Raw genomic sequence first — 13,024 nt, forward strand, 5'->3', positions numbered from 1 at the left:
TTTTCACATTTTTGTGGATCAACGACTGCGCCAATGTTGGCGTGTCATTACAAAATTATCAGTAGTTTTTTTAAGTGAAAAAATTATTTTTCCGTTTAAGATGATCGATGTTTTTGTAGCCATATTTCAGATATTCCTTATATCACTCACATCATAAGCAATAAAAAACGCGACCCAAAGGTCGCATTTAAAATCAATCAAAGCCTGTACTTATGCACGGTTCAGGTCTTTATCATGTACGCCGAGCAGATACAGCACCCCATCCAGACCGACGCTAGAAATCGCCTGATTGGCATTTTGGCGTACCAATGGTTTGGCACGGAAAGCCACACCGAGTCCTGCAATGGATAACATTGGCAAGTCATTGGCGCCATCACCGACTGCGATGGTTTGTTCCAGGGAAATCCCCATTTCTTGGGCGATTTCACCGAGCAAGAAGGCTTTGCGTGCGCCATCGACGATATGGCCTTTGACTTCACCGGTAACGACCCCATCCTGCACATCGAGCGCGTTGGCATGCACTTCATCAATATCCAGGTTAGTTTGCAGATATTCCGCAAAATACTGAAAACCACCTGAAAGGATTGCGGTACGGTAACCCAATGCTTTTAAAGTCGAAATCAGGCGTTCAGCCCCTTCGGTAATGGTCAGGCGCTCGGCAATTTTCGGAAGTACCGATGCATCCATGCCTTTTAATAAAGCGACACGGGCACGGAAGCTTTGCTGGAAATCCAGCTCGCCTTGCATGGCACGTTCGGTAATTTCTGCGACCTGTTCACCGACGCCGGCTTCAATTGCCAGTTCGTCAATAACTTCCTGCTCGATCAAGGTCGAGTCCATATCAAAGCAAACCAGACGGCGGTTACGGCGATAGGCATTATCTTCCTGTACCGCGACATCGACATTAAGTTCAGTGGATAAACGCAAACAGGCCTCACGCATGGCAGCTGCATCTAGCATTTGTCCACTTAAACCGAACTGGACACAGGCACGTTTTGGCCCGCTGCTCTGGCCATCTAAAGCGGGGCGACCAGACAGACGGGTCACGGTTTCAATATTAAAGCCCTGACCCGAGACAATCTGGGTCACGGCTTGCAGATGAGAGGCATTTAATTCAGGGGCCAATGCCGTTACGATATAACGTGTGCGTCCACCCTCTTTGACCCACTGATCATATTCAGTCACAGAGATCGGTTTAAAGCGCACAGTTAACCCGATATCATGTGCTAGAATCAGGATCTCCTTCATGGCTAATGCTGTCGCTGTCTGGTCTTCAGAGGCTACAACAATACCTAAGGTTAACTGATTATGAATAACCGCTTGCCCTACATCTAAAATCTGTAGGGAATGGGCGGACAAAACCTGCATTAATCGTGTAAATTGATTAGGCTGGTCAGGTCCTAAGAATGATATAAGAATGATTTCTCGCATGAATTGACTCGGGTCTGAGCTACAACTATTGTTAGAATCATAATCGAAATTGAACAGAATTGCCTTGGAAGTTTACGTTGAATGCGCCTAGACAAGGGCTATTTGCTAGCCTATTGATTGTAAGTTTTGCTCTGCATACCTTTTTACTGGTATTGGCAACCACTCACCAACTGAATGAAAACCGTGCCAATCAAGGACAGCTGATCACCAGTCAACTGGTGACAGACAGCCTGTCTGAGCTTGAACCGCCCAACCGCGTTTCTCTGGCGTTGCTGGCAAATCGTTATGCCACCAATCCAAGTGTCGCTTCCATCCGGATTCTGGATGAGAAAGCTCAAGTTTTAGCCACTGGCGGACTGACCAAAACTCGCGAAGGTGAAGTTTTTGTCCGTGATGCGCTGCAAAATGAGAAAAAAGTCGGTGTGATTGAAATCACCCTGATTGAACCAAGTATTGGTGAAATTCTGCGCACACAATGGCTGGCAATTCTGTTCTCGTTCATCATTCATGGTCTGCTCTGGGTCGCTTATCGTGCCGTGGCACGTCCAAGCCGAACCGAATATCTGGCGCGCATCAATAACGAATCGCGACTGAAATTCGAGATTCAGACCCTGACCCAGGCATTGGAACAGGAAAAGCATAATGCGGCACTGGCGATTGCCCAAGCCCAACAGGCAGTGAAAAACAAAGCCAAAGAAAAAGAACATAAGCCGGCGTTACTGGAGAGCGATAGCCTGAGCTTAAACATCCAGTTCTACGATCCAAAACAGTTACTGGATAGCGTGAATAAAACCGTTTCGGTGCCTTATTTCAATCTTTGCCAGATTTTTCTGAATAAAGCCACCGAACTCTGTGTGCAACGCTATAAGTTAAATAGTTCTGATATTTGTACCGTACATAAATTTGATGAAAAAGGTGCCACCATCAGTATCGCGGCAGACAAACCGAATGCCCTGGCCTGCCTGACCATGATCAGTGCTGTGTTCCAGCTGCTTTCGGAAGTCCTGTATAAACGCTATCGTGAAGAAAAACGTTTTGTGCTACAAACCCGCAGCGCGATTGCTTCTAAAGTCGAGGAGATGCAGCTCAGCTCGGTACAGGCCGCTGAGCGCCTGACTCAGCATCTGGTCGCGAAAGAAAGTGCCTTACATGTACCGAACACCTTGCTGAAAGATGTGAGTGATCACTTCCAGCTGGTCAGCATGCCGAATCCAACCAATGTCCTGACCCGTCACGCTTTTGTGGTGAATGGGATGGATGCTGAAAGCGCCGAGCTGGCACAGACTTTTAGAACTGAAATTCTAAAATCCAAACAGTCCAAAGCCTCATAAATATCCTTGAATGTTTTAATTAAAAAAGCCGGATCCAACATCCGGCTTTTTTATGGGTACAAAACAAATACGCCAGTGTGTCTTGGCCTATCTCTTAAATTTTTAACTGTTTTTGTTCCAGCAGATATTGCTGGGCATTATAAGGCTGGGCCGGATCCTGACAGGGGACTTTATGCCACTGACCCTCGGCATCTAACTCCCATGCATTGTGACAATCTTTTAAATAGCTGATCAGGCCATCTTTATAAATCCGTTTTTTCAGCTCTGGATCCAGCACCGGGAAACAGGTTTCAACTCTGGAAAACAGGTTGCGCCCCATCCAGTCGGCACTGGCACAATACAGTTTCTTGGCGCCGCCATGCTCAAAATAATAGACTCGGGTATGTTCCAGGAAACGTCCGACGATTGAACGGACCTGGATATTTTCTGACATGCCGGTGACTTGTGGAATCAGGCAGCAGATTGAACGCACAATGAGGTCAATTTTCACCCCAGCCTGTGACGCCTGATACAGGGCAGCAATCAATTGCGGTTCAGTCAACGCATTCACTTTGATGATGATATGCGCGGCTTTTCCAGCCAGGGCAAATGCCTTTTCCTGCTCAATCAGTTTCAGCAGTTCGCTATGCAGGGTAAACGGTGCATGCAGCAAGGCTTTCAGTTTGGCCATTTTGCCCATGCCGGTCAGTTCCTGGAACATGCGATGCACATCTTCACAGATATCCGGCTGTGTGGTCATCAGGCCGTAATCAGTATACATACGGGCATTACCGGCATGATAGTTTCCGGTGCCCAAATGCGCATAACGCAGTAATTCCTGATTTTCACGCCGGACGATCAGAATCATTTTGGCATGGGTTTTATAACCGACGATGCCATAGACCACCACTGCCCCGGCTTCTTGCAGGATATTGGCCACCATAATATTGGATTCTTCATCGAAACGTGCCCGCAGTTCAATCACGGCTGTGACTTCCTTGCCATTCCGTGCGGCTTCTGCCAGCACCTGAACAATTTCCGAATCCGGACCACTGCGGTACAGGGTCTGCTTGATCGCCAGCACCGCCGGATCCTTGGCCGCTTCGCGCAGCAAAGTAATCACCGGCTGGAATGAGTCAAAAGGATGATGCAGCAGCACATCCTGCGCTTTCAAAATTTCAAAAATACTTTTCTGTTTACGGAAAATTTTGGGAATCACCGGACTAAAATGCGGATACTTTAATTCCGGACGCTCAAAGCTGGTACTCAGGCGGGACAAATTGATTGGTCCATCAATCCGGTACAGTTCCTGTTCCGTCAGATTAAATTCATCCAGCAAATAGTCGATGATGTTCTGTGGAGAGTCATTTTCAATTTCCAGACGTACTGCACGACCAAAGCGGCGCGAACACAGTTCATCTTTTAAGGCCACTGCCAGATCGTCAACATCTTCCGACAATACCAGATCGGCATTGCGGGTAACCCGAAAGGCATAACATCCGGTCGCTTTCATGCCGGGAAACAAATCACTGATATGCTGCTGGATGATCGCAGTCAGAAAGATCTGGGTGGTATTGTTTCCGGTGACATCTTCCGGAATTTTAATCAGGCACGGTAAGGAACGTGGTGCCGGCACAATCGCCATCTCGATTTCACGGCCAAAGGCATCTTTACCTTCCAAGCTGATAATAAAGTTCAGACTTTTATTCACCAAACGTGGAAAAGGATGTGAAGGATCCAGACTGATCGGGGTCAGTACCGGTTGCACTTCTTTGGCAAAAAAGGCTGCAATCCAGGCCTTATGTTTTTCCAGAAGATCCTGATATTGAAGAAACTGAATACCCTGCGCCTGGAGTTCAGGCAGAATTGCATGATTCAGAACCTCATACTGCTTGTTAACTGTGGCATGAATGGACTGGGACAGTTGTTGTAGAACCAGCTCGGTGGGTACAGCATCAGGCGTCCGGGTAGTCGCATTCAGGTCTTGCTGTTTCATCAGCCCGGCAATCCTGATTTCAAAGAACTCATCCAGGTTACGGGAAAAAATAATCAGGAAGTTTAAGCGCTCTAAAATCGGTAAATTCGGATCGAGTGCTTGTGCCAAGACACGACGCTGAAATTCAAATAAGGAAAGTTCCCGATTAAAATAGGTCGCTGACGAATGCTGAAATTGTTCCATGCCCTCTCAATGCTGCTGATTACAGTCTGTTGTTTCACATCATTGAGGGGCGATCTTAGGCAGACTTCATGACACTTATGTTACAAAGTTCGATAAATCCATATAAATTAATATTTTAATTTTTAAAATTATAAAAAATCATCCTCTGGATTGTTGCGCGCTGTCATCAAACTGCAATTAGGTGTCTGTTTTTTCAGTTTGTCTGGCAGCCCAGTAAGTGGCTAAAGCTGGCCCTGAAATATTATGCCACAGACTGAAAATGGCACTTGGTAAAGCGGTAAGTGGAGATGCGGCAAAATGGGTCGCCGCCAAGGCCACACCCAGACCAGAATTCTGCATTCCCACTTCAATGGAGACTGCACGACAGTCTATTTCTGCCAAGTGAAATATACGGCTGGCCCAATAACCCAGTAAATAGCCCATACCATTGTGTAAGGCCACGATTCCTAAAATCATTAAACCGGACTCCAGAATCTGGGTTTTGCTGCCGGCAATAATCGCCGCGACAATTGCCACAATCGCAATCACAGAAATCAACGGCATGACCTGAATATAGGCCGTGACTTTTTGCTTGAGTAGCGCCCGTACGATTAAGCCCAGAATAATTGGGAATAACACCACCTGTAAGATCGACACCAGCATCGACCAGGCATTGATCTCAATCCACTGACTGGCCAACACATAGAAAATGGCCGGAGTTAAAATGGGCGCCAGTAAAGTCGAAACCGAGGTACAGGCGACCGACAAGGCAGTATTGCCCTTGGCCATATAGGTAATCACATTGGATGCAGTTCCGCCCGGACAGCAACCCACCAAGATTACCCCGATGGCAATCTCTGGTGGCAGCTGGAACAGCTTGCACAGCAAAAAGGCCAAACCCGGCATCACCATAAACTGGGCGACGACGCCAATCGCTACTGCCTTCGGACTTTGCAAGACACTTTTAAAATCACCTATCGTCATGGTCATGCCCATGCCGAACATGATGATGCCCAACATCCACGGAATATAAGCCCGTAACCAGACAAAAACTTCAGGGATCATCAAGGCAATGCCGGAAAAAAGCAGCACCCATAAAGCAAAGGTTTTTTGGACAAATTGGCTAAACTGGAGCAAGGCTGACATGGGTTTCATCCAGGTGACATTAAGGGAGAAAAAGCAAGATAAAACAGGCACCCGTTGATACCTGAATTTTTATATTCAAATATAAATAAGATCAAAGGAATATTTAAATTCTATCCCTATCCAGTGTTAAGCTGCTTGAACAATATCTTTCACATAGATACGTTTCACGCCATGCGACAGCATATCCTGCCAGGCATGTTGCAAGGAACCATTCAGGTCAATGCCCTTGGTGGCATCGGCAATCACATAGGTTTTAAAGCCCAGTTTGCAGGCATCGATTGCAGTCCAGGCCACACAAAAGTCCGTAGCAATCCCGACCACAAATACGGTATCAATCCCACGTTCACGCAGATAGCCAGCAAGACCCGTCGGGGTTTTCTGGTCAGCTTCCATAAAGGCCGAGTAACTGTCGATTTGAGGATGAAAGCCCTTGCGAATGATGAGTTGTGCTTGCGGTAAATTTAAATCCGGATGCAGTTCGGCATCAAGTGTCCCTTGTACACAATGCTTTGGCCATAAGACCTGACTGCCATAATCCAGCTGAATACTGTCATAGGCTGCTTTGCCGGGGTGGTTGTCTGCAAAAGAAATATGGTTGTCCGGATGCCAGTCTTGGGTCAGGATAATATGCTTGAAATGCTGCCCCAATAAATTGATATTTGGAATAATCTGGTCAGCATTGGCTACAGCCAGATTGCCCCCCGGGGTAAATCCTCTCTGTACGTCCACGACCAGTAAAGCGACATTATTCTGCATCTGTTTTCATCCATTGAAATCTCGATTTATGCCCAAGCATAGCGCAAAATACCCCATGATTTTTAGCCCTGCTGCTAAAAATGTTATGACTGTGTGTTCTCAGCATGTGCATATGAGCAGATCAATAGATTCATTATTTTTGACAAAAAAAGGATGAGTTCTGCGTTTGTATCAAGCTAGATCTCTGCAAAAAAGAATAAGTTTTAAAATAAAGTGATGAGTCTTTCTAATTAGAAAACAGTATATTTAACTCTTAAATTCTGAAAATAAAAAAGCCTGCAAAAGCAGGCTTTTTTGAATCTTTGAACATTACACTTTAGTGCGATTCACCAAGAACAGCATACATAATGCAGAGATGATGATACATGGGATCGCAGCGGTAATGACCCCCGCAGCGCCAAAACCTGCCGTCAGTAACTGACCGGCGATGACTGGACCCAGCATGGCACCGATACGGCCAACTGCAGACGCAACACCAACACCAGTACCACGCACCTCAGTCGGATAAACGATACTACCGAAGGCATACAGTACACCCTGACAGCCAATCACGAAGGCACCGGCCAATGCTGCTGCCATATACATCTGGTTCAGCGAGCTTGCACCATTCAGCGCCAGTAGACCTGCCAGAATACCGCCGTACATCAACAGGATCACATAGGCTTTCTTCCAGCGGTCGGTCAGCATACCCAAAATAATCGTACCAATCGTCGCTGTCACCATGAAGTAGAACTGTGCGGTTGAACCATCCTTACGTGTGAAGCCAAGTTCCATAAACAATGATGGCAACCAGCTCAACATGATGTAAACCACCATCAAGGTAAAGAAGTAGCTCACCCAGATACATAGCGTACGTAACAGGTTGTCCGAATTAAACAGGTCCTTGAATGAACCCTGCGGTGCAACAGCAAGTTCTGCAGCCGTTTTGTTCTGTGCTTTCAGGTATTCCTTCGATTCAGGCAAAAATAACATCATCAGCGGAATGGCAAGAATCGGTAACAGACCACCGAGATAAAAAACATTCTTCCAGTTAGCACCAAATTCAGTCGCTGCAATTAAAGACAAAATCGCTGCACCGACTGGCATACCGCAGTACATCAAGCCCACTGCACGGCCACGATTTTGTGGAGAGACTGCTTCAGAAGCAAGTGTGATCAGAATTGGCATCGCGCCGCCCAGACCTGCTCCAGCCAGGAAACGCACTGCCAGCAAGCTGTTAAAGCTATTGACCCAGACGGTACATAAGGTAAATACAGCAAATACTGCTGTCGACCAGATCAAGACTTTCTTACGGCCAATGCGGTCCGCAAATCGCCCACCAACCAGTGCACCCGGTAATAAACCCAGAATCCCTGCACTAAAAAACACACCCAACTGGGAACTATCGAGACCAAAATGCTCACGAATACCTGCAGCAGCAATTCCGGCTGCCTGAATATCTAAGCCTTCAATCACCGCAATCAGAAAACAGATCGCGACCGTGACGATAGCATGCTTATTGTCTGATTTTTCCATTGGATTATCCTTGTTCAATCAGCGTTACAAAAGACAGCCATCATCTATGAGCCTGATTGCAGAAATAACTATCAATAAGTTGAACGTTTTGCTTAGATATTCCCAAAGGAGTAGAGGCAGATACAAATAGGATAAGACCAGATAAAGTCGCAAAAACACTTAATCAGAACACCATAAAGTTCAAGACTTAGACTTTAAGGCTTATACATCAAGTTAAAAAATTAACCGATAAGAAAAAAAATTCTCAATTTATTGATATTTAAAAAAGATTAGTCTTAGTCGTTTTTGGCTTTATTTGTTTTGGTGCGAGAGTGCGATCAAGATGTACGAGGTCTCAATTTATCCAATATAACTATTAATCCAAAATTAAAAGGCATAAAAATGGCAGTTTTCAGCTGATCTTTTTGCACAAGCCTTATCATTATTGGGTTCATTTGGGGTAATCTCCTCCATTGTCTAGACTGGAGACATAACTTTGGTCTCAGGATTTTGCTTTATAAATCATCTTATTTATTACTTGATTGTTTCCAAAAGGCTTTGTATAAAGAATTCAGTAGCTTTTACTAAAGCATATTGTTCTTATGCGTTTGATCAGTCATAATTTGCATAAGCAATATTCAATTCAATGCAAATCTATTGAATTTGCTATAAATCAAAATACAAATCCATCCCAATTTATGTTTTCTCATTCCTTTCGGATGGACAAATAGGATAGTTTTTTAAAATGACTCAGCAAGCACAGACCATTCAAGGTTCCATAGTCGCAATCGTCACCCCTATGTTTGAAGATGGCAGCGTAGATTGGAAGGGTCTTGAGAAGCTGGTTGAATGGCACATTGCAGAGGGCACCAACAGTATTGTCGCCGTTGGAACAACAGGCGAAGCCTCTACTCTCAGTATGAGTGAACACACCCAGGTGATCAAAGAAATCATTCGTGTGGCCAACAAACGTATTCCTATTATTGCCGGCACAGGTGCAAACTCGACCCGTGAAGCGATCGAACTGACCCGCGAAGCCAAAGAGCTGGGGGCAGATGCCGCTTTACTGGTGACGCCATATTATAATAAACCGACTCAGGAAGGCTTGTATCAGCACTATAAAGCTATTGCTGAAGCCGTTGATCTTCCACAGATTCTTTATAATGTTCCGGGCCGTACCGGTGTGGATATGGCCAATGAAACCGTGATTCGCCTGGCGGATATTCCACAAATTATCGGTATTAAAGATGCGACTGGCGATGTACCGCGCGGTGCTGAACTGCTGCAAGGCCTTGTCGGTAAAGATATGACTGTTTATTCGGGTGATGATGCAACTGCGTATCAACTGATCGGTCATGGCGCCAAAGGTAATATCTCGGTCACGGCGAACGTGGCTCCGAAAGCCATGAGCGAAGTGTGTGCAGCTGCGATTGCCGGTGATGCAGCCACAGCTGAACAGTTAAATGCTCAGGTTGCAAATTTACACAATATTTTATTTTGCGAATCGAACCCAATTCCTGTGAAATGGGCACTCCATGACATGGGCTTAATTGGTACAGGTATTCGCCTTCCATTAACACCACTTGCAGAACAATATCGCGCTCCGCTTCATGAAGCACTGGTAGAAGCGGGCGTTATTAAATAAAAGAGCACAAGATTATGCAATTACGTTTAGGACTTAGCCTTACACTTTCAGTATTCAGTTTGGCAGGTTGTAGTTCAATGGCCTTTAATAACGGCACTTTAGACTATAAAGAGACTACTACCCTGGAAGCTTTACAATATCCTGAAGGCGCCATGGTTCGTCCTGCAACGCCATTGTATCCTGCTCCAACAGTTGATCCGCTTGCAATTGAACATGCACCGAAGCTTGAAAACCAGCGTGGCAACCGTTTTGCTTTGCCACGTCCACAAGCCCAGACTGAAAACTCAAATACAGCTGATCTAACCGAAACCAATACGGTGGGTAAACCACAGTTGGTTACTGACGGAAATCTTAATCCGCTGCTTAAAATTGAGGGAAATTCTGCTACAATTTGGCAATATACACTTGCCACCCTCAGCAGTCTGAATCATAGCATCGTTGCGCAGAGCAAAAATCGTTATGAAGTCACGATTAAGGTTGATCAGCAGATCTATGTATTAAGATTATCTTCTGTCGGTTCAAGTAATAACCTCGCTGTGTTCAATGCCGATAACAGTTTTGCCGACCGTGAAAAAGCTGCAGAACTGCTCAACCAGATTTACCAAAATTGGCCAGCCTAGACATTTCTAGGCATTTTTTTTGTAAAAGGTTCCCTCATGTTAAAACAAACCTTGCTCTATACTGGTAAAGCGAAATCTGTCTACACCACAGACAGTTCAGACCATCTGATTTTAGTCTTTCGCGATGATGCCTCAGCATTCAATGGCGAAAAAATTGAGCAACTAGATCGTAAAGGCAAGGTGAACAACCGTTTTAACGCCTTCATTATGGAAAAACTGGCAGAAGCGGGAATTGAGACCCACTTTGAAAAGCTATTGACTCCAAATGAAGTGCTGGTAAAAAAACTGGATATGATCCCGGTTGAATGTGTGATCCGTAACTATGCAGCAGGTTCTTTATGCCGCCGCCTGGGTGTGGAAGAAGGCAAGGAACTGACTCCTCCAACATTTGAATTGTTCTTTAAAGATGATGCGCTTGGTGATCCAATGGTCAATGAGTCACAAGCCATTGCTTTAGGTTGGGCAACTGCTGAACAATTGGCGAAAATGAAAGAATTGACTTACCAAGTGAACGACGTGCTTAAAGCATTGTTTGACGCAGGGAATATGATTCTGGTTGATTTTAAGCTTGAATTCGGCGTGTTCCACGACCGTATCGTACTTGGTGATGAATTCTCTCCAGACGGTTGCCGTCTATGGGACAAAGACACCAAGAAAAAACTAGATAAAGACCGTTTCCGTCAAGGTTTAGGCGGCGTAGTTGAAGCCTATGAAGAAGTAGCTGGCCGTTTAGGTATCAATCTAGACAACATCTAATCTGTAAATGCGCAGATTCGAAAAAACCGAGCTTTTTAGCTCGGTTTTTTATTTTCGGCTTTTAATCGGAAAAATAAATTTTTATTATTAAAATGATCGTTTTTACATCAAAAACCACATGCATTAATATTATCTCATACCAGGCAAATCAGTGAGTCGATGCACTTCACTCCATATTTGCCGACCAGATTTCTCCTCTACCCTCTAGGATGTTATCTCCCTCAAAAAAACATCCTACTTTCAGCCCAATTCGCCTTGAATTGGGCTTTTTTTTAATCTGTTCAATTAGTTGGGATACCCAGCTTTATTGCTGCTGTTGTTGCTGTTGCCAACGGCGTTGCTGTAAACGCTCCCCTTCAACTTCACGTTTATTACGTGCTGATTCATACAGTTTGGTATCCTTCAGTTCTGGCGGCATATATTCCTGTAGCACAAAATGCTCAGGATAATTATGCGGATACAGATAATCCACGCCATAGCCCTGCTCTTTCATCAGCTTGGTTGGCGCATTTCTTAAATGCAAAGGCACTGGCAAATTTGAAGTTTTATCTGCGAGTTCCATCGCCTTGTTAATCGCCAGATAGGTACTGTTACTTTTAGCACTGGTCGCCAGATAAACTGCACATTGCCCCAAAATAATCCGGCATTCTGGCATTCCCACGGCCTGCACCGAACGGAAACATTCCCCTGCCAACAGCAAAGCATTCGGATTCGAGTTGCCGATATCTTCGGATGCGGCAATCAACATGCGCCGTGCAATAAACACCGGATCTTCGCCGCCTTTGAGCATGCGTGCCATCCAGTACAAGGCTGCATCCGGATCACTGCCGCGAATCGACTTGATGAAGGCCGACACCAGATCATAGTGCTGCTCACCGGACTTGTCATAACGGGCAATATTCTGCTGTGCGACTTTGACCACCACCGCATTGGTAATGATATTTTCCATATCCGCTTCAAAGGTACTGGCGATCAGATCAAGCAGATTCAGTGCCTTGCGGGCATCTCCTGCTGCGAACTGGATCAGGGCATCAAATTCTTCAATCAGGATATGTCTTTCCTGTAAGAAAGAGTCATTTTGCAAGGCTTGCGTCAACAAAGTCTGAATCGATTCAGCACTCAATGCATTCAGGCTATACACCTGACAACGTGATAATAAGGCACTATTCACTTCAAAAGACGGATTTTCAGTGGTGGCGCCAATTAAGGTAATTTTCCCTTTCTCGACCGCATTTAATAACGCGTCCTGCTGGGATTTATTAAAGCGATGAATTTCGTCAATAAATACCACTGGCGTCAGCAAATCGCCACCTTCGGCAATGATTTCACGCAGTTCTTTCACCCCGGTATTCAGTGCAGACAGGCTGATAAAAGGTCGGTCTACCGCTTGAGCCAGCAGTAAGGCAATGGTGGTTTTTCCGACTCCGGGAGGTCCCCAGAAAATGATCGAAGGCAGATGCCCCTGATCAATCATCTGGCGTAAGGGCGCATGTTCTCCCAGCAAATGTTCCTGCCCGATAATCTGTGTAAGGTCGCGTGGCCGTAAGCGTTCTGGAAGCGGGATATGACTATCTGACATGTTATTATTGGCTCAAACTAAATTATGATCTCATTCTAACATCCGCAGTTTTGATTCCAAGAATGCAAACAGCACGCATAAAAAATTAATTTATGTAGATATCCTCTATTTTTTTAATTCTGAATGAAT

Annotated in this window: 10 protein-coding genes; 4 read left to right on the forward strand and 6 right to left on the reverse strand. The window is 45.2% G+C overall.

The window, feature by feature from the left end; genetic code table 11:
• Positions 1-210: 210 nt before the first annotated feature.
• Positions 211-1,431 (reverse strand): phosphoserine phosphatase SerB, encoded by a 1,221-nt coding sequence (gene serB / locus ACTL4S_RS06700; protein WP_441298992.1) that lies wholly within the window; start codon positions 1,429-1,431, stop codon positions 211-213.
• A 77-nt stretch (positions 1,432-1,508) separates the two neighbouring features.
• Between serB and ACTL4S_RS06705 the strand changes: the two genes are divergently transcribed.
• Positions 1,509-2,762, forward strand: coding sequence for a hypothetical protein (locus ACTL4S_RS06705; protein ID WP_441298993.1), 1,254 nt, complete (start codon positions 1,509-1,511; stop codon positions 2,760-2,762).
• 94 nt (positions 2,763-2,856) lie between these two features.
• Here ACTL4S_RS06705 and ppk1 read toward each other — a convergent pair whose 3' ends face one another.
• The 4 genes from ppk1 to mhpT all read right to left on the reverse strand — a co-directional run bounded on the left by ppk1 (position 2,857) and on the right by mhpT (position 8,316).
• Entirely contained in the window at positions 2,857-4,920 is a 2,064-nt protein-coding gene (gene ppk1 / locus ACTL4S_RS06710) for a polyphosphate kinase 1 (RefSeq protein WP_441298994.1), read from the reverse strand.
• A 177-nt stretch (positions 4,921-5,097) separates the two neighbouring features.
• Positions 5,098-6,045, reverse strand: a complete 948-nt coding sequence (locus tag ACTL4S_RS06715; RefSeq protein ID WP_441298995.1) for a bile acid:sodium symporter family protein — start codon at positions 6,043-6,045, stop codon at positions 5,098-5,100.
• A 126-nt stretch (positions 6,046-6,171) separates the two neighbouring features.
• Positions 6,172-6,801, reverse strand: a complete 630-nt coding sequence (gene pncA / locus ACTL4S_RS06720) for a bifunctional nicotinamidase/pyrazinamidase (protein WP_441298996.1) — start codon at positions 6,799-6,801, stop codon at positions 6,172-6,174.
• 309 nt (positions 6,802-7,110) lie between these two features.
• Positions 7,111-8,316 (reverse strand): 3-(3-hydroxy-phenyl)propionate transporter MhpT, encoded by a 1,206-nt coding sequence (gene mhpT, locus ACTL4S_RS06725; RefSeq protein ID WP_441298997.1) that lies wholly within the window; start codon positions 8,314-8,316, stop codon positions 7,111-7,113.
• 724 nt (positions 8,317-9,040) lie between these two features.
• On the opposite strand from mhpT, the gene dapA reads away from it, so the two are divergent.
• The 3 genes from dapA to purC are packed head-to-tail and all read left to right on the forward strand — an operon-like array spanning position 9,041 to position 11,316.
• Positions 9,041-9,940, forward strand: a complete 900-nt coding sequence (gene dapA, locus ACTL4S_RS06730) for a 4-hydroxy-tetrahydrodipicolinate synthase (RefSeq protein WP_004281249.1) — start codon at positions 9,041-9,043, stop codon at positions 9,938-9,940.
• A gap of 14 nt (positions 9,941-9,954) precedes the next feature.
• Positions 9,955-10,560 (forward strand): lipoprotein-34 precursor (NlpB), encoded by a 606-nt coding sequence (locus ACTL4S_RS06735; protein ID WP_441298998.1) that lies wholly within the window; start codon positions 9,955-9,957, stop codon positions 10,558-10,560.
• Between the two features lie 36 nt (positions 10,561-10,596).
• Positions 10,597-11,316: a phosphoribosylaminoimidazolesuccinocarboxamide synthase gene (gene purC / locus ACTL4S_RS06740; RefSeq protein ID WP_004281247.1), complete on the forward strand. Its 720-nt coding sequence runs from the start codon at positions 10,597-10,599 to the stop codon at positions 11,314-11,316.
• 304 nt (positions 11,317-11,620) lie between these two features.
• On the opposite strand, the gene ACTL4S_RS06745 is transcribed toward purC, so the two are convergent.
• Positions 11,621-12,895, reverse strand: coding sequence for a replication-associated recombination protein A (locus ACTL4S_RS06745; RefSeq protein ID WP_180087177.1), 1,275 nt, complete (start codon positions 12,893-12,895; stop codon positions 11,621-11,623).
• Between the last annotated feature and the right edge of the window lie 129 nt (positions 12,896-13,024).

It is taken from the genome of Acinetobacter lwoffii, assembly GCF_052078135.1.
Lineage (GTDB): Bacteria > Pseudomonadota > Gammaproteobacteria > Pseudomonadales > Moraxellaceae > Acinetobacter > Acinetobacter lwoffii_Z.

What these genes read in the sequence shown, in the direction of transcription:
- serB (WP_441298992.1), bottom strand. Translation starts at nt 1,431, where the DNA reads ATGCGAGAAATCATTCTTATATCATTCTTAGGACCTGACCAGCCTAAT.
- ppk1 (WP_441298994.1), bottom strand. Translation starts at nt 4,920, where the DNA reads ATGGAACAATTTCAGCATTCGTCAGCGACCTATTTTAATCGGGAACTT.
- ACTL4S_RS06715 (WP_441298995.1), bottom strand. Translation starts at nt 6,045, where the DNA reads ATGTCAGCCTTGCTCCAGTTTAGCCAATTTGTCCAAAAAACCTTTGCT.
- pncA (WP_441298996.1), bottom strand. Translation starts at nt 6,801, where the DNA reads ATGCAGAATAATGTCGCTTTACTGGTCGTGGACGTACAGAGAGGATTT.
- mhpT (WP_441298997.1), bottom strand. Translation starts at nt 8,316, where the DNA reads ATGGAAAAATCAGACAATAAGCATGCTATCGTCACGGTCGCGATCTGT.
- dapA (WP_004281249.1), top strand. Translation starts at nt 9,041, where the DNA reads ATGACTCAGCAAGCACAGACCATTCAAGGTTCCATAGTCGCAATCGTC.
- ACTL4S_RS06735 (WP_441298998.1), top strand. Translation starts at nt 9,955, where the DNA reads ATGCAATTACGTTTAGGACTTAGCCTTACACTTTCAGTATTCAGTTTG.
- purC (WP_004281247.1), top strand. Translation starts at nt 10,597, where the DNA reads ATGTTAAAACAAACCTTGCTCTATACTGGTAAAGCGAAATCTGTCTAC.
- ACTL4S_RS06745 (WP_180087177.1), bottom strand. Translation starts at nt 12,895, where the DNA reads ATGTCAGATAGTCATATCCCGCTTCCAGAACGCTTACGGCCACGCGAC.